The 25,457-nt window shown below is 68.8% G+C and carries 26 protein-coding genes; 18 read left to right on the forward strand and 8 right to left on the reverse strand.

Annotated elements, in window-relative coordinates:
• Positions 1–426: 426 nt before the first annotated feature.
• On the reverse strand, positions 427–969 hold the full coding sequence (locus tag AC1RAD_RS28985; RefSeq protein ID WP_062470501.1) for a hypothetical protein: 543 nt from the start codon (positions 967–969) through the stop codon (positions 427–429).
• A 123-nt stretch (positions 970–1,092) separates the two neighbouring features.
• Between AC1RAD_RS28985 and AC1RAD_RS28990 the strand changes: the two genes are divergently transcribed.
• Entirely contained in the window at positions 1,093–2,064 is a 972-nt protein-coding gene (locus AC1RAD_RS28990) for a LysR family transcriptional regulator (RefSeq protein ID WP_062470498.1), read from the forward strand.
• A gap of 50 nt (positions 2,065–2,114) precedes the next feature.
• Here the strand turns inward: AC1RAD_RS28990 and AC1RAD_RS28995 are convergent, their stop codons facing one another.
• Positions 2,115–2,288, reverse strand: coding sequence for a hypothetical protein (locus AC1RAD_RS28995; protein WP_167394953.1), 174 nt, complete (start codon positions 2,286–2,288; stop codon positions 2,115–2,117).
• Between the two features lie 129 nt (positions 2,289–2,417).
• Here AC1RAD_RS28995 and AC1RAD_RS29000 point away from each other — a divergent pair, with 129 nt between their 5' ends.
• Positions 2,418–3,224, forward strand: coding sequence for a metallophosphoesterase (locus AC1RAD_RS29000; RefSeq protein WP_492738567.1), 807 nt, complete (start codon positions 2,418–2,420; stop codon positions 3,222–3,224).
• Positions 3,225–3,240: 16 nt separating this feature from the next.
• Here AC1RAD_RS29000 and AC1RAD_RS29005 read toward each other — a convergent pair whose 3' ends face one another.
• Complete coding sequence (locus tag AC1RAD_RS29005; protein ID WP_062470492.1) at positions 3,241–3,975, reverse strand: GntR family transcriptional regulator; 735 nt, start codon at positions 3,973–3,975, stop codon at positions 3,241–3,243.
• Positions 3,976–4,272: 297 nt separating this feature from the next.
• Here AC1RAD_RS29005 and AC1RAD_RS29010 point away from each other — a divergent pair, with 297 nt between their 5' ends.
• The 8 genes from AC1RAD_RS29010 (at position 4,273) to AC1RAD_RS29045 (ending at position 12,044) form a co-directional block, all read left to right on the forward strand.
• Positions 4,273–5,610, forward strand: a complete 1,338-nt coding sequence (locus AC1RAD_RS29010) for an aromatic ring-hydroxylating dioxygenase subunit alpha (protein ID WP_159274332.1) — start codon at positions 4,273–4,275, stop codon at positions 5,608–5,610.
• Positions 5,611–5,619: 9 nt separating this feature from the next.
• Entirely contained in the window at positions 5,620–7,065 is a 1,446-nt protein-coding gene (locus tag AC1RAD_RS29015) for a glutamine synthetase family protein (protein ID WP_492738569.1), read from the forward strand.
• Positions 7,066–7,076: 11 nt separating this feature from the next.
• Positions 7,077–7,400 carry a 2Fe-2S iron-sulfur cluster-binding protein gene (locus AC1RAD_RS29020; protein ID WP_492738571.1) on the forward strand — a complete coding sequence of 108 codons (324 nt, stop codon included), beginning with the start codon at positions 7,077–7,079 and terminating at the stop codon, positions 7,398–7,400.
• Positions 7,401–7,497: 97 nt separating this feature from the next.
• Positions 7,498–8,700 carry an ABC transporter substrate-binding protein gene (locus AC1RAD_RS29025; protein ID WP_235944257.1) on the forward strand — a complete coding sequence of 401 codons (1,203 nt, stop codon included), beginning with the start codon at positions 7,498–7,500 and terminating at the stop codon, positions 8,698–8,700.
• Positions 8,701–8,736: 36 nt separating this feature from the next.
• A complete protein-coding gene (locus tag AC1RAD_RS29030; RefSeq protein WP_062470478.1) occupies positions 8,737–9,597 on the forward strand; it encodes a branched-chain amino acid ABC transporter permease in 861 nt (286 codons plus the stop codon).
• Positions 9,594–10,556, forward strand: a complete 963-nt coding sequence (locus AC1RAD_RS29035; protein ID WP_492738573.1) for a branched-chain amino acid ABC transporter permease — start codon at positions 9,594–9,596, stop codon at positions 10,554–10,556. The genes AC1RAD_RS29030 and AC1RAD_RS29035 overlap by 4 nt, the downstream gene beginning before the upstream one ends.
• Positions 10,553–11,323, forward strand: a complete 771-nt coding sequence (locus tag AC1RAD_RS29040) for an ABC transporter ATP-binding protein (protein WP_492738575.1) — start codon at positions 10,553–10,555, stop codon at positions 11,321–11,323. The genes AC1RAD_RS29035 and AC1RAD_RS29040 overlap by 4 nt, the downstream gene beginning before the upstream one ends.
• Positions 11,316–12,044: an ABC transporter ATP-binding protein gene (locus AC1RAD_RS29045; RefSeq protein WP_369645825.1), complete on the forward strand. Its 729-nt coding sequence runs from the start codon at positions 11,316–11,318 to the stop codon at positions 12,042–12,044. The genes AC1RAD_RS29040 and AC1RAD_RS29045 overlap by 8 nt, the downstream gene beginning before the upstream one ends.
• Before the next feature lie 4 nt (positions 12,045–12,048).
• On the opposite strand, the gene AC1RAD_RS29050 is transcribed toward AC1RAD_RS29045, so the two are convergent.
• From AC1RAD_RS29050 to AC1RAD_RS29060, 3 genes are all read right to left on the reverse strand, one after another.
• Positions 12,049–12,399 carry a hypothetical protein gene (locus AC1RAD_RS29050; protein WP_492738578.1) on the reverse strand — a complete coding sequence of 117 codons (351 nt, stop codon included), beginning with the start codon at positions 12,397–12,399 and terminating at the stop codon, positions 12,049–12,051.
• Between the two features lie 101 nt (positions 12,400–12,500).
• Entirely contained in the window at positions 12,501–13,670 is a 1,170-nt protein-coding gene (locus AC1RAD_RS29055) for an ABC transporter substrate-binding protein (protein ID WP_139703547.1), read from the reverse strand.
• 85 nt (positions 13,671–13,755) lie between these two features.
• Positions 13,756–15,348: a phospholipase D family protein gene (locus AC1RAD_RS29060; RefSeq protein WP_492738580.1), complete on the reverse strand. Its 1,593-nt coding sequence runs from the start codon at positions 15,346–15,348 to the stop codon at positions 13,756–13,758.
• Positions 15,349–15,444: 96 nt separating this feature from the next.
• Here AC1RAD_RS29060 and AC1RAD_RS29065 point away from each other — a divergent pair, with 96 nt between their 5' ends.
• A complete protein-coding gene (locus AC1RAD_RS29065; RefSeq protein ID WP_062470462.1) occupies positions 15,445–16,674 on the forward strand; it encodes a nucleoside recognition domain-containing protein in 1,230 nt (409 codons plus the stop codon).
• Positions 16,675–16,680: 6 nt separating this feature from the next.
• On the opposite strand, the gene AC1RAD_RS29070 is transcribed toward AC1RAD_RS29065, so the two are convergent.
• Positions 16,681–18,681 carry an alkyl/aryl-sulfatase gene (locus tag AC1RAD_RS29070; protein ID WP_492738581.1) on the reverse strand — a complete coding sequence of 667 codons (2,001 nt, stop codon included), beginning with the start codon at positions 18,679–18,681 and terminating at the stop codon, positions 16,681–16,683.
• 121 nt (positions 18,682–18,802) lie between these two features.
• Between AC1RAD_RS29070 and AC1RAD_RS29075 the strand changes: the two genes are divergently transcribed.
• The 5 genes from AC1RAD_RS29075 (at position 18,803) to AC1RAD_RS29095 (ending at position 22,709) form a co-directional block, all read left to right on the forward strand.
• On the forward strand, positions 18,803–19,717 hold the full coding sequence (locus tag AC1RAD_RS29075) for a LysR family transcriptional regulator (protein WP_139703541.1): 915 nt from the start codon (positions 18,803–18,805) through the stop codon (positions 19,715–19,717).
• Between the two features lie 50 nt (positions 19,718–19,767).
• Positions 19,768–20,277 (forward strand): flavin reductase family protein, encoded by a 510-nt coding sequence (locus AC1RAD_RS29080; protein ID WP_095743117.1) that lies wholly within the window; start codon positions 19,768–19,770, stop codon positions 20,275–20,277.
• A complete protein-coding gene (locus AC1RAD_RS29085) occupies positions 20,274–20,777 on the forward strand; it encodes a BON domain-containing protein (protein ID WP_492738583.1) in 504 nt (167 codons plus the stop codon). Before AC1RAD_RS29080 ends, AC1RAD_RS29085 begins: the two co-directional genes overlap by 4 nt.
• A gap of 82 nt (positions 20,778–20,859) precedes the next feature.
• Positions 20,860–21,768, forward strand: coding sequence for a DMT family transporter (locus AC1RAD_RS29090; RefSeq protein ID WP_062470449.1), 909 nt, complete (start codon positions 20,860–20,862; stop codon positions 21,766–21,768).
• The gene (locus tag AC1RAD_RS29095) at positions 21,765–22,709 is read left to right on the forward strand and encodes a glutaminase (RefSeq protein ID WP_492738584.1); all 945 of its coding nucleotides are present in this window, start codon (positions 21,765–21,767) and stop codon (positions 22,707–22,709) included. Before AC1RAD_RS29090 ends, AC1RAD_RS29095 begins: the two co-directional genes overlap by 4 nt.
• Before the next feature lie 7 nt (positions 22,710–22,716).
• Here AC1RAD_RS29095 and AC1RAD_RS29100 read toward each other — a convergent pair whose 3' ends face one another.
• Positions 22,717–23,706 carry an NAD-dependent epimerase/dehydratase family protein gene (locus AC1RAD_RS29100; RefSeq protein ID WP_492738586.1) on the reverse strand — a complete coding sequence of 330 codons (990 nt, stop codon included), beginning with the start codon at positions 23,704–23,706 and terminating at the stop codon, positions 22,717–22,719.
• A 95-nt stretch (positions 23,707–23,801) separates the two neighbouring features.
• On the opposite strand from AC1RAD_RS29100, the gene AC1RAD_RS29105 reads away from it, so the two are divergent.
• Positions 23,802–24,758: a LysR family transcriptional regulator gene (locus AC1RAD_RS29105; protein WP_159278970.1), complete on the forward strand. Its 957-nt coding sequence runs from the start codon at positions 23,802–23,804 to the stop codon at positions 24,756–24,758.
• Positions 24,759–25,253 carry a hypothetical protein gene (locus tag AC1RAD_RS29110; protein ID WP_307696772.1) on the forward strand — a complete coding sequence of 165 codons (495 nt, stop codon included), beginning with the start codon at positions 24,759–24,761 and terminating at the stop codon, positions 25,251–25,253.
• Positions 25,254–25,457: the final 204 nt, after the last annotated feature.

Consider the following 25,457-nt stretch of genomic DNA (forward strand, 5'->3'; position numbering starts at 1 on the left):
CGTCAACTTTCGAAGACTTTCTTCACCACCCACAACCAACGCTCCTGGGAGCACCGGCCGCTTCAAACACCAGAGGTGTTCAGCAGCGAAGCCTGCCAGTGTATGTCATTTTGGGCGCCGAAGCCAATACGAGATGAAAAGAATCTTGCAGTGAGACCGCTCCACAGCTTGCCGCGCCTTCAGGCACCGCTTGATCTCACGGCGCGCCCCAGGAGCGACTCCATCCGCCCCCTTATATATAGAGGCCTACGCCCCCCCAACCAGGGCGCCATCGAACAACTCCCGCAGCGCCTCCATGACAGCAGAGACATTCACCAACCTGCATCGGCTCAGCCCCCAATGAAAAAGGCCCGTCGGACATACGTCCGACGGGCCTTTGAACCAACTCAACTACAGCCGGCCGCTCAGCGCCCGGTTCAGCCTCGTTTAGTAATAGCGCGAGCTGTTCATGCGGCGCATCGCTTCGTACAGCGTGGGCATGCGCACTTCTTGCGAACGACGGTTCATGCGAGCCAGTGCGTCGACCTTGGCGACGGCTTCGACCGACACGACGTCGTCCGACTGCTGGCGCCACACCGCCGCTTGCAGCTCTTGCATGATGCGCGGATCGCTCTGGGCAGTCGCCAGGAAGCGGGCGTCTGCACGCGCTTGCGCACGGCGCTCTGCAGCTTCGCGCCACAGGGTGGCCAGGCTACTCTTGCGCACCGAGCCGACGAAGAGCGCGAACAAGGCGATGGCCGCGACGCAGAACACGGTCCATGCGGCGAGCAGCGCGCCTTCGTCCCAGTTGGAGACGATCTTGTCTGCGACCACGAGCACGGCAGCCGCGAGGGCCAGCACGAACAGTGCGATCAGCGGACGGGCGCCGTGGGCACCGGCACGGGCGGCCTGAATCTGGCCGAAGAGAATTTCGGCGCGACGGACGCCGGGATGTTCGGTGGGTTGGTCAACGTGGACAAAGCTGGTCATGATGCATCCCTCCTGGGGATAAGTGGTAATCAGTGGTGGCGAACAAGGCCGATGCCCCGATATTAGGGATTACCCCAGTGTTCCGCCACTTTATCTTTCTGATGTTTATCATTCATATCGCTGATGGACGTCAATTTCCGCACATTCGACCTCAACCTGCTGCGCGTCTTCGACGAGGTGATGGCAGAGCGCAACCTCACGCGCGCCGCCCGCAACCTCGCGATCACACAGCCGGCCGTGAGCAACTCGCTGCGCCGCCTGCGCGAATTGCTGGGCGACGAGCTGGTGCGGCGTTCCGGTGCGGGCGTGGAACCCACGCCGCGCGCGCAAGCCCTCTGGCCGACGGTGCGCGACGCCTTGCGCCAGCTGCAGCACACGCTGGCGCCCGGCGAGTTCGATGCCGGCACCGCCGACACGACCTTCCTGCTGGCCATGGCCGATGCCACGGCCGCCGAACTCATGCCGGGGCTGGTGAAGATTGCGGAAGAAGAAGCCCCGGCCATCTCGCTGCGCGTGTTGCCGCTGACCACGCGCGACCCGCGCCGCATGCTGGAGCACGAAGAAGTCGACATGGCGATCGGCTACTTTCCTGCCGTGATCGCGAGCCTGGCGGCGCGCGGGCAATCAGGGGTGGGGGTGCCGTTCGAGACCCAGCGGCTCTATCTGGGCCAGTATGTCTGCGTGATGCGACGCGGCCATCCGCTGGCCAGCGCACCGCTGACGCTCGACAGCTACTGCACGGCGCGGCACCTGCTGGTGAGTTTTTCGGGGCGGCCGTACGGCTTCATCGACCAGACGCTGGGCGCCATGGGGCGCGAGCGGCGGATCGCGGTGACGGTGAACCAGTTCTTCACCGCGGGGCGCGTGGTCGCGAATTCGGACCTGCTGGCGGTGTTGCCGCGTCACTTCGTGAGCGTGACGGGCATCGAGAATCAGCTGGTGGTGCGGGACCTGCCCTTCGACCAGCCGCCGGTGCACGTGGATGCCATCTGGCACCGGCGCGCCCAGCATGGGCATTCGCACGAGTGGCTGCGCACGGCGCTGTTGCGCTCGGCGGCCGCGGCGTTTGCGGGCTCGGTCCACGGGCAGGCGTGACCTGCCCTTGGATCCCGGGTGCGCCGCACGGGGCGGCGCGCGTCCGCGAATTACCTGACGACGCTGAGCCAGGCGGAAGCCGCCGCACGCAGCTCCTGCGCGTGGTGCGCACCGCGACCGGCACGGCTGTCGGCGCTTTCCATCAGCGCAGCGGCGTGGCTGGCGGGGGTCTGGCTCGGCGACGAACGGAAGAAACGGGCCACTTGGGCAAGAAGACTGAACATGACGGTGCGCGGCTTGTGGCTGCGACGGGGTTGATTAACGATGGATGTAGATTAAGGGTAATCCCTAGTAAAGCAAGCCCCAGGTTATGCATCTCACGCATAGTGCGATTCACCTAGACTGACCCGACGATGAAGCTGCAACTGCTCTCCGACCTCCACCTGGAATCCCACCCCAACTTTCATGCCGACCCCATCCCGGGCGCCGACTTGCTGGTGCTCGGGGGCGACATCGGCTCCTACCAGGAAGGCTCCCGACTGACGGACACCGATTTCGGGCTGGGCCGCTTCTCGCCGCGCAAGGGCTGGCCGACGCCGGTGGTCTACGTGCCGGGCAACCACGAGTACGACAACCTCGATTTCGACGCGACGCATGCGCGCCTGCGGTCGCTGTGCGACGAGCTGGGCATCCTCTGGCTGGAGCGCGAAACGCTGGTCATCGAAGGCATCCGCTTCATCGGCACCACGCTGTGGGCCGATTTCGACGCGCTGGTCGAGCCCCGCGACGACCTCGCCGAGGCGCTCAAGAAGCGCGGCAAGGCGATGCGTGCGGCCGACTTCTACCTCGAGAAAATGGCCGGCACACGCGACGGCAAGCCCTTCATGGCTGCCGAAATGAGAGAGCAAGCGCTCACCTGCCAGACCTGGTTGCGTGATGCGCTGGCCCAGCCTTACGACGGCACGACGGTGGCCATCACCCATTTCGCGCCCAGCTTGGCGAGCGCCGATCCCCGCTATGGGCTCACGCCCGGCACCGCGGGTTTCTGCAATTCGCTCGACGAGTTGCTGCCGCACGCGCAGCTGTGGCTGCACGGCCACCTGCATTGCCCGTTCGACTATGTGAAGGACGGCTGCCGCGTGGTCGCCAATCCGCTGGGCTACCGCAGCAACGGCGAGCAAGAGGGCTACCAGCCCCAGCTGCTGATCGAGATCCGCTGACCGGCCGTTTCGCCGCTCAGGCGGTGCGCCCCTTGGCCACGAGCCGGATGCCCGGCATGAGTTCAGCCGCGAGTTCGGGCCGCTCCAGCGCGTAGTCGAGGTTCATGCGCGCGATCTCGACGTGCTCCTCGCCAAGCGCCTGGGCGCGCGAGCCCTGGCCGCGCTCGATGGCCTGCACCATCGCGTGGTGCGTGCGGTGCGCCTGGCGCATCCACTGCTGGCCCTCCTCCATCGACGACTGCATGGGCAGCATCGCGCTGGGCGCGGCAAAGGGCTGGCCGCCGAGCATGTCCATCACGCGCTTGAGCGCGAGGTTGCCGCAGCCTTCGAGGATTAGCCGGTGGAAACGGTCGTTCATCTCGACGTACGCCGCGTAGTCGTCGATCTCCATGCTGGGCTTGTTGACGGCGCGGTCACCATCTTCCAGGCAGTCCTTCAGGTCGCGCAGCAGCTGGCGCGACACGCCGTCTTCCGCCAGCAGGCGGGCGGCAAAGCCTTCGATCACACCCCGCACGCGGATGGCGTCGGCCACTTCCTGCGAGGTGAAGCGGCGCATCTGGTAGCCGCCGCTGGGCGACTGCTCGATGAGGCCTTCGTGCTCGAGGCTGGCCAGCGCCAGGCGCACCGGCGTGCGCGAGGCCCCGAGCTTCTCGGCCAGCGGGATCTCGGCCAACCGCTCTCCGGGCACGAATTCGCCCTTGAGGATCAGGTCGCGCAGTTGCACGAGCACGCGGGATTGTTGAGAGTCCATCGGGAGGCGCCAGGGCAACAAGGAGAGGGATGAATGGGCGGATTCTAGGAGACCCGCCCGCCACTGCACGCAGCATAGCCAAACGGGCGCGGTTGTTGCATGCACTGCAAACAGAAGTGTGTCAAAAACACACAACCACCTCAGAGTTAACCCTATATATGGCCGCTTCAAGCCCCAAAACAGGGCGAATCAGCCGATGAAAGTTTGACCTTTGTCAAAAATCACCAAGACAATGCATACAACTGCATGCAATGCCTGCAGGCCTTCTGACAAAGACCTCTCGATGGAGCCCGCACGATGATCAGCGCCGAGCAAAACGATTTCATCACCCGCGTCGGACCCGGCGCACCCGCCGGCAAGCTGCTGCGCCGCTACTGGCAGCCGGTGGCCCTGGCCGACGAACTGGCGGGCCCGCGCCCGGTCAAGCCCGTGAAGCTCATGGGCCAGGACTTCGTGCTGTTCCGCGACGAGAGCGGCCAGCTCGGCATGCTCGACCGCGACTGCCCGCACCGCGGCGCCGATCTGGCCTTCGGCCGGCTGGAAAACGGCGGCATCCGCTGCGCCTTCCACGGCTGGCTGTTCGACGCCAAGGGCAACTGCCTGGAGACCCCGGCCGAGCCCGCCACCAGCAAGCTGTGCAGCCGCATCAAGCAGTCGGCCTACCCGGTGGTCGAGAAGGCCGGCATCGTCTTCGCGTACATCGGCGAGGGCGAGCCCCCGGCGTTCCCCGACTTCGACTGCTTCGTTGCGCCCGACAGCCATACCTTCGCGTTCAAGGGCCTCTTCGAATGCAACTGGCTGCAGGCGCTCGAAGTGGGCATCGACCCCGCGCACGCCTCGTACCTGCACCGCTTCTTCGAGGACGAAGACACCTCCGAGAGCTACGGCAAGCAGTTCCGCGGCGCTTCGGCCGACTCCGACATGCCCATCACCAAGGTGCTGCGCGAGTACGACCGCCCCGACATCAGCGTGGAGCCCACCGACTACGGCTTCCGCCTGAAGGCGCTGCGCAAGCTCTCCGAAGACACCACCCACGTGCGCGTGACCAACGTGGTGTTCCCGCAGGCCTTCGTGATCCCGATGAGCGCCGAGATGACCATCTCGCAGTGGCACGTGCCCGTGGACGACACGCACTGCTACTGGTATGCCGTGTTCACCAGCTTCACCGGCCCGGTCGACAAACAGCAGATGCGCGACCAGCGCCTGAAGCTGTACGAGCTGCCCGACTACACCTCGCGCAAGAACAAGCGCAACAACTACGGCTACAGCATCGAGGAACAGCTGACCGAGACCTACACCGGCATGGGCGACGACATCAACGTGCACGACCAGTGGGCGGTGGAGTCGCAGGGCGCCATCCAGGACCGCACGCGCGAGCACCTGGGCAGCACCGACAAGGGCATCATTGCCTACCGCCGCGTGCTGGTGAAGGCCATCGAGGCCACGCTCGCGGGCGAAACCGCGCCGATGCTCATCGACGCCGCACAGGCCAGCGCCATGACCGGCCCGCCGTCGATCGACGGCATCGGCAAGGTGGTCGATGAAGCCGCCACCGAGGCCTACTGGCAGGACGCCGACCGCGCGCGCCGCCTGAAGTCCGACTGGGCGTCCGCACGCCTGGCCGCCACGGCCTGAGCACGCGCCATGAACAGCCACACCTTCGTCGACCGCTTCGGTCTCTGGTCGGCCGACCAGCATGCGCAGGCGCGCGAACTCGTGCGCCGCATCGACAGCGGCGAGGTGGACACCGTCCGCTTCGCCTGGCCCGACCAGCATGGCCTGCTGCGCGGCAAGACCCTGGTCGCGGGCGAAGCGCGCTCGGCCCTGTGGGAGGGCGTGAACCTCACCTCCACGCTGCTGGCCAAGGACACCTCGCACAAGACCGTGTTCCCCGTGTTCACCCAAGGCGGCGGCTTCGCCATCGAGGGCCTGCAGGGCGGCGCCGACTTCACCATCGTGGCCGACCCCGCCACCTTCAAGGTGCTGCCCTGGGCGCCGCGCACCGGCTGGATCCTGTGCGACGCCTACATGGCCGACGGCCGGCCCTGCCCCTTCGCCACGCGGCAGATCCTGCAGCGCGCGGTGACGCAGCTCGACGAACTCGGGCTGGACTTCATCGCCGGCCTCGAGGTCGAGTTCCACGTCTTCAAACTCGAAGACGCGCGCATGGGCCTGCCCGACTCGGGCCAGCCCGGCGAGCCGCCGCGCGTGTCGCTGCTCTCGCACGGCCACCAGTACCTGACCGAGCTGCGCTACGACCGCGTCGACGGCCTCATGGAGCTGCTGCGCTCGCAGCTCGTGGCGCTCGGCCTGCCGCTGCGCTCGCTGGAGATCGAGTTCGGCCCGAGCCAGTTCGAGCTCACCTTCGGCCCCACGGCCGGCGTGACGCCCGCCGACACCATGGTGCTGCTGCGCAGCGCCATCAAGCAGATCTGCCAGCGCGCCGGCCTGCACGCCACCTTCATGTGCCGCCCGAAGATCCCGAACGTGATGTCCAGCGGCTGGCACCTGCACCAGTCGCTGCGCCGCAAGAGCGACGGCGTGAACGCCTTCATGCCCGAGCCCGGCGGACGCGACCTCAGCGAGATCGGCATGCACTACCTCGGCGGCCTGAAGGCGCACGCCTGCGGCGCGGCGGCACTGGCCAGCCCGACGATCAACGGCTACCGCCGCTACCGCCCCTTCTCGCTCGCGCCCGACCGCGCGATCTGGGCCCGCGACAACCGCGGCGCGATGCTTCGCGTGCTCGGCGGCCCGGGCCAGAACGCCTCGCGCATCGAGAACCGCGTGGGCGAGCCCACGGCCAACCCGTACCTGTACCTCGCGTCGCAGCTGTTCTCGGGACTGGACGGCATCCGCCACCAGACCGATCCCGGCCCCTCGGCCGATGCGCCCTACGAAACACCGGCCGAACAACTGCCGCGATCGCTCGGCGACGCCCTCGCCTGCCTGCGCAAAGACGAGATGCTCAACACGCAGATGGGCAAGACCTTCGTCGACTACCTCTGCCACATCAAGGAAGCGGAAATCGCCCGCTTCAACCTCGAAGTCTCGGAGTGGGAACACCGCGAGTACTTCGACATGTTCTGAACCCTTCTTTCATGCCCACGATCCACTACATCCTCAAGGACGGCAGCACGCGCGAGGTCGACGCCAAGGTCGGCGCCAGCGTGATGGAGACCGCCATCCGCGGCAACGTGCGCGGCATCGACGCCGAGTGCGGCGGCTGCTGCTCGTGCGCGACCTGCCACGTCTACGTCGACGACGCGTTCCTCGAACTGCTGCCGCCGCCCGACGACATGGAAAGCGCGCTGCTCGACGCCGTCGCGTCCGAGCGCCGGCCCGGTTCGCGCCTGAGTTGCCAGCTCAGCGTGAGCGCTGCCCTCGATGGCCTCACGGTGCGTGTGCCCGATACACAGGTCTGACCAACGCGTCGGGCATCATCGCCCGCTGCCAAACATCCGGTTACAAGCCAGCGGCGCCCGTGCGGCGCATTCCACTCCCACTGAAAGGCGTTTTTTCATGACGACGACGATGACCAAGCGAACCCTCCTCTCGACCCTGCTGCTCGCCGGCCTCGGCATGGCGGGTGCTGCTCAAGCCCAGACCACGGAGCCGCTGCGCATCGGCCTCATCGCGACCTACTCCGGCCCCTACGCCGACTACGGCCGCCAGTTCGATGCCGGCATCGCGCTGTACCTGAAGGAGCACGGCGGCAAGGTGGGCGGGCGCACCGTCGAGATCATCAAGAAGGACACCGCCGGCCCCGCGCCCGACGCCGCCAAGCGCATCGCGCAGGAGCTCATCGTGCGCGACAAGGTGAACGTGCTCACCGGCCTGGACTTCAGCCCCAACGCCTACGCCGTGGGCGCCATCGCCACGCAGGCCAAGATCCCCACGCTGGTGATGAACGCGGCATCCTCGGCCATCACCACCAGCTCGCCCTACGTGGCGCGCCTGTCGTTCACCGTGCAACAGGTCACCGACCCGATGGCGCGCTACATGCTCAAGCAGGGCGTGAAGGACGCCTACACCGTGGTCGCCGACTACGCCTCGGGCGTCGATGCCGAGACCGCGTTCAAGAAGGCCTTCACCGCCGGCGGCGGCAAGGTCTCGGGCGAGGTGCGCACACCGATGAACAACCCCGACTTCTCGGCCTACGTGCAGCGCATCAAGGACGCCAAGCCCCAGGCCGTGTTCTTCTTCTTCCCCTCGGGCGTGATGCCGCCGGCCTTCCTCAAGGTGTGGAAGGAGCGCGGCATGGAGCAGGCCGGCATCAAGCTCTTCGCCACCGGCGAAGCCACCGACGACAGCTACCTAGACGCCACCGGCGACGTGGCGCTGGGCCTGGTCACCAGCCACCACTACTCGTTCGCGCACAACTCGCCCAAGAACCAGAAGTTCGTGAAGGACTTCGCCGCCGACAACGGCGCCAAGCTGCGCCCCAGCTACTTCGCCGTGACCGCCTACGACACCATGGCCGCCATCGACCTGGCGCTGGCCAAGACCAAGGGCGACACCGCCGGCGACAAGTTCATGGACGCGCTCAAGGGCCTGAGCTTCGAGAGCCCGCGCGGCCCGATCGAGATCGACGCCGCCACGCGCGACATCGTGCAGACCGTCTACATCCGCAAGACCGAGCGCGCCAACGGCCAGCTGGTGAACGTGGAGTTCGACAAGTTCGAGCGCGTCAAGGACCCGGCCAAGGAAGCCGCTCCCAAGTAAGCCAACGCCAGCCAGCACGCAGCAAGCAGGAAATTCATGGGCATCGTGATCTTCGATGGAGTGGCCTACGGCATGCTCCTGTTTCTCATCGGCGTGGGCCTGTCCATCACGATGGGACTCATGAATTTCGTCAACCTCGCGCACGGCAGTTTCGCAATGGTGGGCGGCTACGCGGCCAGCGTGCTCATGAACCAGTGGGGCCTGGGCTTCGGGCTCTCGCTGGCGGCGGCCTTCGTGGCGGCGGCGGTGGTGGGCGCGGTGCTGGAGTTCGTGTTCTACCGGCGGCTGTACCGCGCGCACCCGCTGGACCAGGTGCTGCTGTCGATCGGCGTGGTGTTCGTCTCGATCGCCGCCTTCACCTACTTCTTCGGCCCGACGATGCAGCCCTTCACGCTGCCCAAGGCGCTCGAAGGCCAGGTGTCGCTGCTCGGCCTCGAAGTGGGCCGCTACCGCCTGTTCCTGATCGGCTGCGGCGTGGCCGTGCTGGTCGCACTGCTGCTGGGCCTGGGCAAGACGCGCTACGGCGCGATGGTGCGCGCCGCCGTCGACAACCAGCGCGTGGCGGGCGGCACGGGCATCCACGTGCAGCGCCTGTTCTTCCTGACCTTCTCGCTGGGCTGCGGCCTGGCGGGCCTGGGCGGCGCGCTGAGCCTGGGCATGCTGGGGCTGGAGCCGTCGTTCCCGCTCAAGTACCTCGTCTACTTTTTGATGGTGGTGTGCGTGGGCGGTGCGGGCACCGTCACCGGGCCCTTCATCGCGGCGCTGCTGGTCGGCATCGTCGACGTGGCGGGCAAGTACTACCTGCCTGAAACGGGCGCCTTTCTCATCTACGTGTTCATGATCGTCATGCTGCTGGTGCGCCCGAACGGCATCGTCGCCAAGAAGGGGCTCGCATGAAGCCGCTGAGCCTCTCCCCCACGCAGCTGCGCGTGGCCGAAATCGCCTTCTGGCTCGCGCTCGCCTCGAGCTTCTTCCTGTTGCCCGACAAGCTCACGCTGATGAGCCAGATCATGATCTTCGGGCTCTTCGCCGTGTCGCTGGACATGGCGCTGGGCTACGCGGGCATCCTCACCGTGGGCCACGCGGCCTTCTTCGGCGCGGGCGCCTACGCGGCCGGCCTGCTCGCCAAGTACGGCTGGAGCGAGCCCTTCACCGGCCTGGTGTTCGCGCTCGCCGTGTGCGGCCTGCTGGGCTACGTGCTGAGCTACCTCGTGGTGCGCGGCGCCGACCTCACGCGGCTGATGATCACCATCGGCGTGTGCGTGCTGCTGTTCGAGCTGGCCAACCGGCTCTCGGGCATCACGGGCGGCACCGACGGCCTGCAGGGCGTGGTGATCGCGCCGGTGCTGGGCCTGTTCGACTTCGACCTCTACGGCAAGACCGCGTTCGGCTACGCCTTCGGCGTGGTGCTCGCAATGTTCCTGCTGGTGCGGCTGGTGCTGCGCTCGCCCTTCGGCCTGGCGCTGCGCGGCATCCACGACAGCCGCAAGCGCATGACGGCCATCGGCTCGCCGGTGGAAGCGCGCCTGCGCATGGCCTATGCGATGTCGGCCGCGGTGGCCGGCGTGGCAGGCGCGCTGCTGGCGCAGACCACGCAGTTCGTGGGCATCGAGTCGATCAGCTTCAACCGCTCGGCCGAAGTGCTCATCATCCTCGTGCTAGGCGGCACCGGGCGGCTGTACGGCGGGCTCATCGGCGCCATCGTCTACATGCTGGTGCACGACTGGTTCGCCGACATGAACCCGCAGTACTGGATGTTCTGGCTCGGCATCTTCCTGATCGCGGCCGTCATGCTCGGGCGCGGCGGGATCATGGGCGCGCTGTCGCGCGTGGTGCGCACGGGGAAGGCGCGATGAGCACCTCCACCACCACGCACGCCCTGCGCACGCAGAACCTGGGCATCCGCTTCGGCGCCTTCCAGGCCGTGAGCGACGTCAACCTGTCGCTCGAGCCCGGTGCGCGGCAGGCGCTGATCGGCCCCAACGGTGCCGGCAAAACCACGCTCATCAACCTGCTCACGGGCGTGTTCAAGCCCACCAGCGGATCGATCCGACTGGGCGAGCGCGACATCACGCGCCTGCCCGGCGACAAGCGCGCCCGCATGGGGCTGGCGCGCACCTTCCAGATCAACACGCTGTTCCCCAGCCTCACGCCGCTCCTGTCGGTGGTGCTGGCCATCAGCGAGCGCGAAGGCCTGGGCGCCACCTGGTGGCGGCCGCTCAAGGGCTGCACCGCCGTGTTCGACGAAGCGCATGCGCTGCTGGCCACGCTGAAGCTCGACGCCCTGGCCGACATGCCCGTGGCCGAGCTGGCCTACGGCAAGCAGCGGCTGCTCGAGATCGCGCTGGCGCTCGCCGCCAAGCCCCGCATCCTGCTGCTCGACGAGCCCGCCGCCGGCGTGCCGGAAGACGAGAGCGGCGAACTCTTCGAAGCCATTGCGGCGCTGCCGGCCGACATCAGCGTGCTCTTCATCGAGCACGACATGAAGCTCGTGTTCCGCTTTGCGCGCCGCATCTCGGTGCTGGTGGGCGGACGCATCCTCACCGAAGGCACGCCCGCCGAGATCGGCGCCGACCCGCGCGTGCGCGAGGTCTACCTGGGAAGCTCGCACCACCATGGCTGAAACCGCCGCCCTCGCCTTCGACCGCGTCACCGCCGGCTACGGCAACGCCGTGGTCCTCGACCGCCTCGACTTCTCGCTGCGGCCCGGCGAAAGCCTGGCCATCCTCGGGCGCAACGGCGTGGGCAAGACCACGCTGCTCGAAACGCTGATGGGCAACACCCGCGTGATGCAGGGCGCGATCCGCTGGCAGGGCGCCGACATCACGCGCTGGCCCGCGCACCAGCGCGTGCGCGCGGGGCTGGGCTGGGTGCCGCAGGAGCGCGAGGTGTTCCCCTCGCTCACGGTGGAAGAAAACCTCACGGTGATCGCCCGCCCCGGCAGCTGGACCTTGCAGCGCGTCTACGAATTCTTTCCGCGCCTGCGCGAGCGGCGCGGCAACTACGGCAACCAGCTCTCGGGCGGCGAGCAGCAGATGCTGGCCATCGGCCGCGCGCTCATGACCAACCCGAAGCTGCTGCTGCTCGACGAGCCCATGGAAGGCCTCGCGCCGATCATCGTGGAAGAGCTGGCGGCGGCGATCCGGCGCCTGTGCGAATCCGAAGGCCTGGCCTCGATCGTGGTGGAGCAGCACCCGGTGCTGGCCCTGGACATGACGCACCAGGCGATCGTGCTGGAGCGCGGCACCGTCGTGCATGCCGGCCCGAGCGCGGCGCTGGCGGCCGACAAGGAGCTGCTCGAAGGTTTGCTGGGCGTCGGCATCGCCGAGGCGCCGGCCGGCTGAACCGTCAGGCCAGCAGGCCGATCCTCCGGGCCCGCACGAAGAAACGCCACGACGCCAGTCCGCCGGCGATGATGCTCACGCCCCACGACAGCCACACGCAGGTGTAGAGGATGAAGGCCAGGCCGACGTCCACCACGGGCGCCAGGAAAGTCGTGTCCTTGCCGAACAGCACGTGGGTGCCCAGGCCCCACCACACGAAGTACGGCAGCGCGGCCAGGCACAGGCCGTAGACGAGGCTGGCCACCAGCGGGCCGAGATGCTCGCGCAGCACGGCCCAGCGCACGAGGAAGAACAGGGCCAGGTCCAGCAGCACCAGGGCCAGCAGGCCGAGGCCCAGGATGAGTTCGAGGGTCATGGCCGCACTGTAAGCACGCCGACCCGCGACAGGGCCGCGCGTGCGCCGGCGTACCGGCAGGCGCTACCGTGCGCCGCAGCGCGCGGTACGCCTCGACCGCATCAGCTCAGCATCTGCCCGCGGCTGCCGATCACGGCCACGTCCACGAACTGGCCGCCTTCGCGGTTGGAGCGGCCGTAGTTGATCTTCACGCCGCCCAGGTCGAAGTTCTCGATGCTCGCCATGCCGCCGAGCACGGCGGCGCGCGTCGGCGAGGGGCCGGCGCGGCGCAGGCCCTCGGCCAGCACGGCGGCGTTCATGTAGCCCTCCAGGCTGGTGAGCGAGAAGTCCTTGGTGCCGTTGGCCACCATGTCGGCCTGGTAGCGGCGCACGATCTCGAACTTGGTCGAGTACGGCGACGGCACCACGATCACGAAGCCCAGGCCGCGTGCCAGGTCGCCCATGGCCGACAGCGCGCTGGCCGTGATCGACAGCCCGTAGGCCGAGCTGCTGTTGCCCGCGCCGCGCAGCGCCTTCAGGAACACCGGCGCCGTGCCCGCCAGGCCGACCACCACCACCTGCGGCTTGGCCTTGGCGATAGCCTCGGCGGCCGGGCCCACTTCCATGCTCGTGGTGTTGGGCGTGGTGGCGATCACCGCCGGCTCCAGCTTGGCCTTGGCCAGCGCGTTCTTGAACGCCGCCAGCACCGACTGGCCCAGCGGGTCGTTCGAATGCACGAGGCCGATGCGGGTCTGGCCCAGCACGGCGGCCGTGCTCACCAGCTTGTCGACCTCCTGGTCGTAGTTGGCGCGCACCCAGAAGGTGTTGGGCGAGGTCTTCTTGCGCAGCGCGATGGTGCCGGTGATCGGGCCGACCACGGCCATGCCGGGCACTGCGTCCATCACCTCGGCAGTCTGGCGCGTGCCCAGCGGGTGCACCAGCGCGAGCACCGAGCCGTCCTTTTCGAAGGCCAGCGCGTTGGCCTTGGCCACCTCGGGCTTGAAGGTGTCGTCGGCCATCACGAGCTCGACCTTGCTGCCATGGATGCCGCCGGCCTTGTTCAGCGCGTTGAAGAACGCGGTGGAGCCCTGGTACAGCCCCTGGCCGTTGGCCTTTTCGACGCTGCTGTTGTCGAAGGTCGTCCCGATGCGGATCGCACGGTTCTGCGCGAACGCCGGAAATCCCAGCCCGACGCCGGCCGCGGCGGCCGTCGTGGCGGCCAGCCCGGAAAGGGCGCGGCGGCGGCTGGTGGAAAGCGGCGCGGTCGACTCGCGCGGCACGGGGACGGTCATGATCAAAGCCTCCAATAGTCGGTGACAAAAGTTCACATTTCAAACAGAAATGTAACGCACCTCACTGGATCGGTCATGACAAACCCTAGAGCAGCTCCTCGCCCACGATGGGTAAAAGCAACCAGTTCTTGAAGCGCAGCCAGAGGAATTCGCCCGGTTCGTCCTCGTGCACGATGTCCCCGCCGGCGTCGTCGTATTCGAGCCACTGCACGCGCCGCCCGCCCGGTGCGAGCCGCAGCCGGTAGCCCAGGTTGACGCGCTCGCCGCTCATGAGCTTGTCGTAGTCCTGCACCAGCCGCGGGCTGTCGATCACCAGCCCCATCTCGGTGTTGACGGCGGCCGAGCGGTGGTCGAGGTTCATCGAGCCGACGAAGAAGCGCTCGTCGTCCACGATGGCCAGCTTGGCGTGCAGCCGGCTGATCGACTTGCCGAAGTCGCCGAAGCGCCCCGAACGCCCGGTGAGCGTGGGCGCAATCTCGTAGATGGTGACGCCGATCTTCAGCATGTCGGCGCGGTAGCGCTCGTAGCCCGCATAGGCCAGCGGTTCGTCGGTAGCGCCCAGCGAATTGGTGACCACCGTGATGCGCCCGCCGCGCTCGATGGTCGCCTTCATCATCGCCATGCCGCGCGCGCCCGGAATGAAGTACGGCGAGCCGATCTTCACCTCGTGCTTCGCCGCTTGGATCACGCCGAGCGCGCCCTCGGTCACGCTGCCGCCGTAGGCCGCCTCGGCCTTGCGCGTGATCTTGTCGGGGTCGTCCACGAACAGCGTGGCCGGGGCCCAGTAGCGGTCGATGCGGCCGGTGGTGAGCTGCTCGCCGAGCGGCGACTTGTTCAGGATGTCGCGCTGGCGCATGGGCACGTCGGGCACGGCCGCGCGCGCCAGGGTGTCGAAGCGCCGCTGGGCTTCTTCCACCGGCACGCGCCGCGGCGCGATGCGCTCGATGGGCCAGGCGTGTTCGCTGTTCCAGTAGCGGTCGAAGCCCTCGGACATTCGGCGCACGATCGGCCCGCTGGACAGCACGTCCATGTCGATGAAGTTCGCCGCCGTGCTGCGCATGAAGTACTCGTTGGCGATGTTGCGCCCGCCCGAGACCGCGAAGCTGTTGTCGGCCACCAGCAGCTTGTTGTGCATGCGGTGGTTGATGCGCCCGAAGTCGCCCAGCGAGAACAGCAGCCGCGCGGCCAGCGAGCCGGCGCGCGAAGGCAGCGGGTTGAACAGCCGCACCTCGATGTTCGGGAACGCCGAGAGGCTGCTGAACACCTCGTCCTCCCCCGCCGTGTACAGGTCGTCCACCAGCAGCCGCACGCGCACCCCGCGCGCGGCGGCCTCGCGCAGCTCCTTGAGGAACAGCAGGCCGACGTCGTCGTTGCTGATCAGGTAGTACTGCACGTCGAGCGACTTCTGCGCATGCCGCGCCAGCGAGATGCGCGCATCGAACGCAAACGCCGCCTCGGGCAGCAGCCGGAAGCCCGACAGCCCCGCCGCCCCGCCCTGCGGCGCGTCCTGGGCGGCCAGCCGGCCCAGGTCGGTGTCGGCCACGTCGGTGATCGCGTTCGTGAGCACCGGGTGCGGCTGCGGCGGCGGCAGGCTGGCGCAGCCCGCGAGCCAAGCGAGGGCCAGCCCGCTCGACACCAGGGCGACGAAGCGACGAAGGCGGAACAGGGCGGCGGCCATGAGTCGCACTGTAGCGCCGCAGAGCCCGGCCCGGGCGGCATGCCGCCCTATGATCAACGGCACACACGGCAGCCAACGAAAAGAAGGAAAAAACGCGTGCTCAATGGGTTGTGGCTGGGGTTCTTCGGGATGGCGGCGCTCGCAGCGCTGGGACGGTGGCTCGTCGGCGGCGACCCGACCGTGTTCGCGGCGCTGGTCGAAAGCCTGTTCGCGATGGCGCGGCTGGCCGTCGAGGTGATGGTGCTGCTGTTCGGCACGCTCACGCTGTGGCTTGGCTTCCTGCGCATCGCGGAAACCGCTGGCCTCGTCGGCTGGCTCGCGCGCCTGCTCGGGCCGCTGTTCCGGCGGCTGATGCCGGGCGTGCCGGCGGGGCACCCGGCGCTGGGGCTCATCACGATGAACTTCGCGGCCAACGCGCTGGGGCTGGACAACGCCGCCACGCCGATCGGCCTGAAGGCCATGCGCGAGCTGCAGCGCCTGAACCCCGACCCCGTGACGGCCACCAACGCGCAGATCCTGTTCCTGGTGCTCAACGCCTCGTCACTGACCTTGCTTCCCGTCACCATCTTCATGTACCGGGCGCAGCAGGGCGCCAGCGACCCGACGCTGGTGTTCCTGCCGATCCTGCTGGCCACGAGCGCGTCCACGCTGGTGGGCCTGCTGTCGGTGGCGGTGGTGCAGCGCCTGCGGCTGTGGGACCCGGTGGTGCTGGCCTACCTGGTGCCCGGCGCGCTGCTGCTGGGCGGCTTCATGGCACTGCTGGGCACGCTGTCGGCGGCGGCCATCGCCTCGCTGTCGTCGCTGCTGGGCAACCTCACGCTGTTCGGCGTGATCATCGTGTTCCTGGCGGCCGGCGCGATCCGGCGCGTCAAGGTCTACGAGGCTTTTGTCGAAGGCGCGAAGGAAGGCTTCGACATCGCGAAGCACCTGCTGCCCTACCTCGTCGCGATGCTGTGCGCGGTGGGCGTGCTGCGCGCCTCGGGCGCGCTCGATTTCGCGCTCGACGGCCTGCGCTGGCTGGTGCAGGCGGGCGGCTGGGACGCGCGCTTCGTCGACGCCATGCCGACAGCGCTCGTCAAGCCCTTCTCGGGCAGCGCCGCCCGCGCGATGCTCATCGAGACCATGAAGACCCAGGGCGTCGACAGCTTCCCCGCGCTGGTGGCCGCCACCATCCAGGGCAGCACCGAGACCACGTTCTACGTGCTGGCGGTGTACTTCGGCGCGGTGGGCATCCAGCGCGCGCGGCACACCGTGGCCTGTGCCTTGCTGGCGGAGCTGGCGGGGGTGGTGGCTGCGATCGCGGTCTGCTACTGGTTCTTCGGCTGAGCCCGCTTACTTGCGGGGCTCGACCACCGGGAACATCAGGTCGAAGTTGTCGAGCATCCCGAACAGCTCGCCCAGCTTCGCCCGGTTGCCGTCGATCTTCACGAGCCCCGACTGCACCGCTTCCGGAAAGGTCGTCTGCTTCAGCGTGATCGCATCGAGCGTCGCCCGGCTCAATGTGACGGTGGCGTCCGCGCCGGCCGCCTGCTGGTTCTTCACGTGCGTGAGCGCCGAGTTCTCCAGCGTCAGCACGAACTTCTGGTTCGAATCGGTGAAGTTCCAGTTGACCACCATCGTCTTGCCCTCGGCCTTGGCCGCGTCGAGCCGCACGCCGAGGAAGTCGAAGAAGAGCTCGTTGCTCACCGCCTTCAGCGTGTCGCCGTTCGCGCTGCTGCCGCCCGGGATCTTCGGCACGCCGTTGCGCAGTTCCATCGCGCCCACCAGGTAGGCGCTGCGCCAGGTGCCCGCCTCCGACTGGTAGCCCAGCTGCTCCAGCGCGTCGGCGCCGAGTTCGCGCGCCGCGCGGTTGGCCGGGTCGGCGTACACCACCTGGCTCATCGCGCTGGCCACCCAGCGGTACTCGCCCTTCTTGAAGTCTTCACGCGCGCGCGCCACCACCGCGTCGGCGCCGCCCATGTACTCGACCGTCTTCTTCGCCTGCGCCACCGGCGGCAGCGGGTTCAGGTTGGCCGGGTTCGCGTCGTACCAGCCCAGGTACTTCTGGTAGACCGCCTTCGCGTTGTGGCGCAGCGTGCCGTAGTAGCCGCGCGTGGACCACTCCTGCTCCAGGCTCGCGGGCATGCGCAGCGTCTCGGCGATCTCGGACGCCGTGTAGCCATGGTTCAGCAGGCGCAGCGACTGGTCGTTGATGAACTTGTACATGTCGCGCTGCTTCTTCAGCAGGTCGACGATGCGTTCGCGCCCCGTGGTGGGCCAGTGGTGCTGCGCGATGAGCACGTCGGTCTTGTCGCCGAAGGCCACGCGCGCCTCGTCGATGTACTTGGCCCACAGGTTGCCGTCGCGCACCTCGGCGCCGCGGATCGTGTAGAGGTTGTGCATGTTGTGCGTCACGTCCTCGGCCATGTTGAGCACGCGGAACTGCGGCAGGTACATGAGCATTTCGGACGGCGCCTCCGAGCCCGGCACCAGCTGGAACACGATCTGCACGCCGTCGATGGTGCGCTCCTCGGTGGTCTTCTCGATGGTCGAGGTGGGCGCGATCAGCGTCACGCTGCCGCGCGCCAGCGCCTTGCCCAGGCCTGTGTCGACCTGCCCGCGCGCGCCCGGCGGCAGCAGCGTGCCGAACTGGTACTGCGAGCGGCGGTTCATCGCGTTGCCCGCCAGGATGTTCTCGGCCACCGCCGACTCCATGAAGCCCGAGGGCGCGATCACCTGCACCTTGCCCGCGGCCACATCGGCCTCGCTGACCACGCCCTTCACGCCGCCGAAGTGGTCGGCATGGCCGTGTGTGTAGATCACCGTGCCGACCGGCTTCTTCGGGCGGTGCTGGTAGTACAGCTCGAGCGCGGCGCGCGCGGTCTCGGCGGCCAGCAGCGGGTCGATCACGATCAACGAGGTGTCGCCTTCGACGATGGTGACGTTCGCCAGGTCGAAGCCGCGCACCTGGTAGACGCGGTCGGTCACCTTGAACAGGCCGTGGATGGCATTGAGCTGCGCCTGCCGCCACAGGCTCGGGTTGACCGTGTCGGCCGCCTCGTTCGCCTTCAGGAAGTCGTAGGGCTTCATGTTCCAGACCGGGCGCGGGCCGCTGCCGCTCACCAGCGCGTCGGGCACGGTGCCGATGAAGCCGCGCATCGCGTCCTCGAAGTCCTGTTTGTTCGCAAAGGGCAGCGCCTTCGCCATGTCGGCGTTGGCCTTCAGCGTGACGGGCTCGGCCGCCTTGGGCGCGACCACCGGCTGTGCGGTGGCGGTGAAGGCACAGGCCCAGGCGACGAGGGCCAGGGAGAAGCGGGTAGGCGCGAAAGAAGCGGCAGTAGCAATGCGGGTCATCGATGTCTCGGGGTTGGGTCTGTCGGACGACGGAAGCACGGAAGGCAGCGGCCGATTTTCGGAAGCGCCCAACCCCTTGGCAAATGCAAAATGTGCGCTTGCTTTTGAATCAAAACGCAAAATGCAGCTGCGCCACCTCCAGCACCTGATCGCCCTCGCCGAGCAAGGCAGCTTCGGGCGTGCCGCGCAGGCCGTGCACCTGTCGCAGCCCGCGCTGTCGCGCAGCATCGACGCGCTGGAGCAGGCGCTGAAGGCGCGCCTGGTCGACCGCGCCTACGGCACCGTGCGCTTCACGCAGGCCGGCGAGCTGGTGCTGGCGCGGGCCCGCGAGCTGGTCGCCGACGCGCGGCAGATCCAGCGCGAGGTGCAGCAGCTCGAAGGCCTCACGCTCGGCAGCCTCAACGTCGGCCTGGGCCCGTTCGCGGCCGGGCTGCTGGGGCGCGCGGCGCTCTCGCTCATGACGCAGCGCCACCCGCAGCTGCTGATGCGCATGGAAGTGGCCGACACCCCCACCCTGAGCGAGCGCCTGCACCGGCGCCAGATCGACCTGTTCATCGCCGACACCCGCGACCTGAAGAAGCAGCCCGGCCTGAAGCTGGCGCGGCTGCCCAACGTGCCGGTGTCCTTCTTCGTGCGGCCCCGGCATCCGTTGCTCAGGCAGCCGGCGCCGGTCACGCTCGAGCAGCTCATGGACTACCCGGTGGCCGGCCCCAACCTGCCGGCCGAGGTGGCCGCGCATTTCGACCGGCAGATCCGCCGCACCGACCGCGGCGTGTTCAACGTGACCTGCGACGACGCCGACACGCTGCGGCACCTCGCGCTCACGGCCCACGCGGTGATCCTCGCGCCCCACGCGCCCGGCCTCGCGCCCGAGACCGCCGCGCTCGCGCCGCTGCCGGTGGCGGGCCTGTCGCGCATGCGCACCCACTACAGCCTGGTGACGCTGGCGGGCCGCACGCCCTCGGCGGCCGCCACGGTCTATACCCGGCTGGTGACCGAGTTGCTCGGGCCCGTTCAGCAGCCCGCCAGAGCCTGAGCCAAAATGGCCCCTTCTCCGCCGTTCACCGCCTTGCCGTCCGTTCTCCCGTGACCACCTCCCGCCGGGCCCAGCCCCCCACCTTCTCGCCCGGCGAATTCCGCAAGGCACTCGGCATGTTCGCCACCGGCGTGACCATCGTCACCGCACGCGCGGCCGACGGCAGCCTGGTCGGCCTCACGGCCAACTCGTTCAACTCGGTGTCGCTCGCGCCGCCGCTGGTGCTGTGGAGCCTGGCACGCGCGGCCGCGTCGATGTCGGCGCTGCGCGCCGGCTCGCACTACGCGGTCAACATCCTGGCCGCCAACCAGAAGACGCTGGCAGAGCGCTTCGCCACCAAGAACATCGACCGCTGGGCCGACGTGGCCTACACCGACGGCCTGGGCGGCGCGCCGGTGCTGCAGGGTGCGGCGGCGAGCTTCGAGTGCTTCAACCGCAGCCGCTACGACGAAGGCGACCACGTGATCTTCGTGGGCGAGGTGGAGCGCTGCACGCACGACCCCGACGCCTCGCCGCTGCTGTTCCACGGCGGGCGCTTCTACACCGAGCATCCCTTGTGAAGTACCCCGCGCTGCTGGCCGTCCTGCTGCTTTCCGCGCGGATCGCCACGGCGCAGGGCACCGCAGAGCCATCGCCGCTGCGGCAGAACTGGTTCGACGACCCCTTCTTCCAGGTCGCCGCGGGCCTGCCGGCCTGCCCCATGCCGCAGGGCCCCTACTACACCGCCGAGGAACGCCGTGCGCAGACCCACTCGCGGCTGGAGCGCGGCACCAGCTGCTGGCTCGCCGGCAAGTGCACCGACAGCAACGCCTACCGCTACGACAAGCCGCTCGCGCCGAAGGTGCGTGCCGCGCTGCGCGCGGTGCCGGGCGTGCGCCGCAGCAGCGTGTGGGTCACGGTGCAGCGCCGCTGGGTCTACCTGCAGGGCTGCGTGCCCGACGCGGCGCTGGTCCGCAGGCTCGAACGCGCGGCGCGCACCGTGGCCGACGTCGAGACCGTGGTGCCCGACCTGATGGTGGGCACGCGCGGCAAGCCGCCCTACCCGCTGGCCGGGCACTGAGCGGCGCCGCACGGGTTCTTCGCCGGCGCGATACGATCATCGGATGAATTCCGCGGCCCGTGCCGCCACCGATTGACCGCGAATGATCCAGCGCAAGACCCACCTCGACTCCTTGGCCATCGGCCTGCTCATCGTCTGCTGCGCGTTCTGGGGCCTGCAGCAGATCCTCATCAAGACCACCGTGACCGAGGTGCCGCCGCTGTGGCAGGCCACGGTGCGCATGGTCGGCGCGGTGGCGCTGCTGTGGCTGTGGTGCGCGGTGCGGCGCGTGCCGCTGTTCGAGCGCGACGGCACGCTGTGGCCCGGGCTGCTGGCCGGCCTGCTGTTCGCGGGCGAGTTCGCCGGCATCTACCTGGGCCTGCAGCACACCAGCGCCTCGCGGCTCACGGTGTTCCTCTACACGGCCCCGTTCTGGGTCTCGCTGCTGCTGCCGCGCTGGGTGCCGGCCGAGCGGCTGCGCGGCTTCCAGTGGCTGGGCCTGTTCATCGCCTTCGCGGGCGTGGTGCTGGCCTTCAGCGAGGGCTTCGGCCACATGAGCTCGTCGCAGCTCATCGGCGACGGCATGGCGCTGGCGGCCGGCATGCTCTGGGGCCTGACCACGCTCACGCTGCGCACCACGCGCCTGGCCACGGCCAGCGCCGAGAAAACGCTGTTCTACCAAGTCGCCGTGACGGCCGCCGTGTGCCCCCTGCTGTCGCTCGCGCTGGGCGAGACCTGGGGCTTCTCGTACTCCGCCTGGGCCTGGACCTCCATCGGCCTGCAGACGGTGGTCGGCGCCTTCGCCAGCTACCTCACCTGGATGTGGCTGCTGCGGCACTACCCGGCCACGCAGATGTCGTCCTTCACCTTTCTCACGCCGCTGTTCGCGCTGATCTTCGGCGTGGCGCTGCTGAAGGAGCCGCTCACGCTGCAGCTGGTGGTGGCGCTGATCGGCGTGGCGCTGGGCATCGTGCTGGTGAACCGGCGGCCTGCGGTACAACGCCCGGCATGAGCAAGACACTCCGCCGGTTCCAGCCCGTCCTCGACGAGATCGTCGCCACCCTGCGCCTGCAGCTCGGCCAGGGCGGCACCGTGGCCAGCTACATCCCGGCGCTGGCGCGCGTCGATGCGCGGCAGTTCGGCATCGCGCTGCGCACCTGCGACGGCGAGGAAGCCGGCGCGGGCGACTTCGAGACGCCCTTCTCCATTCAAAGCGTGTCCAAGCTCTTCACGCTCACGCTCGCCATGCAGCGCATGGGCGACGCGCTGTGGGAGCGCATCGGGCGCGAGCCCTCGGGCAACCCCTTCAACTCGCTGGTGCAGCTGGAGAACGAGCAGGGCAAGCCGCGCAACCCCTTCATCAATGCCGGCGCCATCGCGGTGGCCGACCGGCTCGTGAGCCAGGCCAAAGCCAAGGGCGGCAGCGCCAAGACCGACATCCTCGCGCTCATGACCAGCCTGTGCGGCGAGCGCATCGACTTCGACGGCGAGGTGGCGCAGTCGGAGTCCGACACGGGCTTTCGCAACGTCGCGCTGGCCAACTTCATGAAGAGCTTCGGCAAGATCGACAACGACGTGGCCGAAGTGCTCGACACCTACTTCCACCAGTGCGCGCTGCGCATGAGCTGCCGCCAGCTCGCGCGCGCCGCCGCCTTCCTGTGCCGCGACGGCGCGCACCCGATCGCCGGCGAGCCCGAGGTCACGGGCGAGCGGCAGACGCGCCGCATCAACTCGCTGATGCTCACCTGCGGCACCTACGACGCGGCCGGCGACGTGGCCTTTTCGATCGGCCTGCCCTGCAAGAGCGGCGTGGGCGGCGGCATCGTCGCGGTGGTGCCCGACCAGCTCACGCTGTGCGTATGGTCGCCGGCGCTCGATGCCACGGGCAATTCGCTGCTGGGCATGAAGGCGCTGGAGCTGTTCGTGGCGCGCACCGGGCTGTCGGTGTTCTGACCTGCGGTCAGGCCGGCACAGCCACCGGCGCCACGGGCAGGCAGCCCATGCCGTCGAGCGCCGCCTCCACGGCTTCCTCGAGCGGCGTGTGCGGCTCGCGGCCCAGGAAGGCCACCAGCTTCGCGTTGTCCATGCCCACGGGCGTGCGCCACAGGTAGCGCATCTCGCGCAGTTCGCGAAAGGTGACGACGAAGGGCGAAGCCAGCGCCAGCAGCCACCAGGGAAAGGCCGACACGCGCACCTGGGCGCCGGTGCGCCGGGCCACCACCTTGCGGATCGCGTCGCTCATGCGCGTGCCGTCGGCATCCCAGTGGCCGGCCATGTGAAAGCGCGCGAAGGGCGCGAGCCGGTCGCGCCGCGCCAGCAGCTCGACCATGGTGCGGGCCACGTCCGGCAGGTACGACCACTGGTGGCCCACACCGGGGTCGCCGGGGCAGCTGACGGCCCGGACGGGTTGGCCCGCCTTCACCAGCCCCTGCGAGAACCAGTTGTTGCCGGCCTTCGGGCCGAAGAAGTCGCCGGCGCGCACGATCAGCACGCGCGCGCCTTCGCGGCTGGCTTGTTCGAGGCGCCGTTCCATCTCGACGCGGATCGCGCCCTTGGCGGTGAGCGGGCGCTGCGGCGAGTCTTCGGCCAGCCGCGGGAAGGCATCGGGGCCGAAGTTGTAGACCGTGCCGGGCAGCACGACGGTCGCGCCCTCGGCCTTCGCGGCGGCGAGGGTGCTGTCGAGCATCGGCAGCACCAGCTCCGACCAGCCGCGGTAGCCCGGCGGGTTGACCGCATGCACGATGACCGCGCAGCCCTTCGCGGCCCGCCGCACGGCCTGCGCGTCCATCGCGTCGCCGGCCAGCCAGGTGATGCCCTCGCGCTTTCCTTCGACCGCGCCGCGCTTCAGGGCGCGCACCTCCCAGCCCGCATCGCACAGCTGGCGGGCCACCTCGCCGCCAATGCCGCCCGTGGCGCCGAGCACCAGAACCGTGTTGTCGTTGCGTGCCATGAAATGCTCCTGAACAGTGATCGATGGACGAATTCTGGGCAGGATGGGGTTCGAATGGAATTGCCGAACATGCACCATCGGCCATACATTTCCGTATGACCTGGAACATCAGCTGGGAGCTGTACCGCTCCTTCCTCGGCGTGCTGCGCGAGGGCTCGCTCTCAGGCGCGGCGCGCGCACTCGGCATCACGCAGCCCACCGTCGGTCGCCACGTGGCGGCGCTCGAAGAAGCGCTCGGCGTGGTGCTCTTCACCCGCTCGCAGGTGGGCCTGCTGCCCACCGAAGTGGCGCTCGCCCTGCGCACGCACGCCGAGGCCATGGAAAGCACCGCCGCCTCGCTGCAGCGCGCGGCCAGCAGCCAGGGCGACGGCGTGCGCGGCGTGGTGCGGGTGTCGGTCAGCGAGGTGGTCGCGGTGGAGGTGCTGCCGCCCGTCGTGGCGCGGCTGCGCGAGGCGCACCCGGCGCTGAAGGTCGAGCTGGTGTCGACCAACCGCGTGCAAGACCTGCTACGGCGCGAGGCCGACATCGCCGTGCGCATGGTGCGGCCCCGGCAGGCGCAGCTGGTGGCGCGCCGCATCGGGAACATCGAGCTGGGCTTCCATGCCCACACGAGCTACCTCGCGCGCCACGGCACGCCGCGCACGCCCGACGACCTGGCGGCGCACGCGCTCATCGGCTACGACCAACCCTCGGCCTTCGTGCGCGAGGCGATCAAGTCGTTCAAGTCGGTCACGGGTTTCACGCGCGATGCCTTTGCGCTGCGCACCGACAGCGACCTCGCGCAGCTGGCCCTCATCCGCGCGGGCGCGGGCATCGGCGTGTGCCAGGTGGGCCTGGCCAAGCGCGACGCCGCGCTGGTGCGCCTGCTGCCGCGCGCGCTCTCGCTGAAGCTCGACACCTGGGTCACGATGCATGAAGACCTGCGCCACAGCCCGCGCTGCCGCGTGGCCTTCGATGCGCTGGTCGAGGGCTTGCAACAGTACGTTGGCGCAGCTTCCACGCCCGCGCCCCGGGCGACAATGCCCCGCGCAAGACCCAAAGCTTCTCCCTGAATGACGACGACCGATTCCCCCGACCACCTCCCCCTGCAGGAACCCCGCCTCTGGCGCGACGACCTCTGGACCGCCCGCATCATCAAGAACGAGGAAGACGACGGCTGGGCCGTCGAGATGACCCGCCACGGCGACCCCGAGCCCGCGCTCGTCGGCCCCTGGACCATGGGCCGCGACAAGAAGAACCCCAAGCCGCTGGACACCCCCGCCTTCCACACGCTGGTGAAGACCGCCGCCGAGGTGATCCGCCGCCACGAGCAGCAACTGCACGCCACGCTCAACAAGAGCGTGACGGTGACCGCGCGCAACGAGCAGCGCATCCGCGTGGCGCTGTCGATCGTGCCCGACGAGGACAACCCCTCGGCCACGCTCACGGCCTACGACGATGCCGACGACTCGGAGCTGGCGAGCGTGAACGTGTCGCCCGCGTTCCGGCTCACGACCTCGAGCGCCACCGCGTGGATCGAGTCGGACTACGCACGCCCGCGCAGCTGATGTGTTCAGGCGCTGCGCGCGAATAGCACACGCGCCGCCCTTTCGCCAATTAGCGAAAAAGCGTATGTTCACGCCGGGGTGAGTTGAGAAGAATCCGCCCCAACGAGCAATCGTTCCCAGTCATACGACGCCCGCTGCCAGTGCTGCCAGCGAGGTGTCGGGCAATTAAGCCCGAATCGGTTTCACCACCGGTTCGGGCTTTTT

The sequence above is a fragment of the Variovorax sp. GW823-FHT04B03 genome (assembly GCF_058796495.1).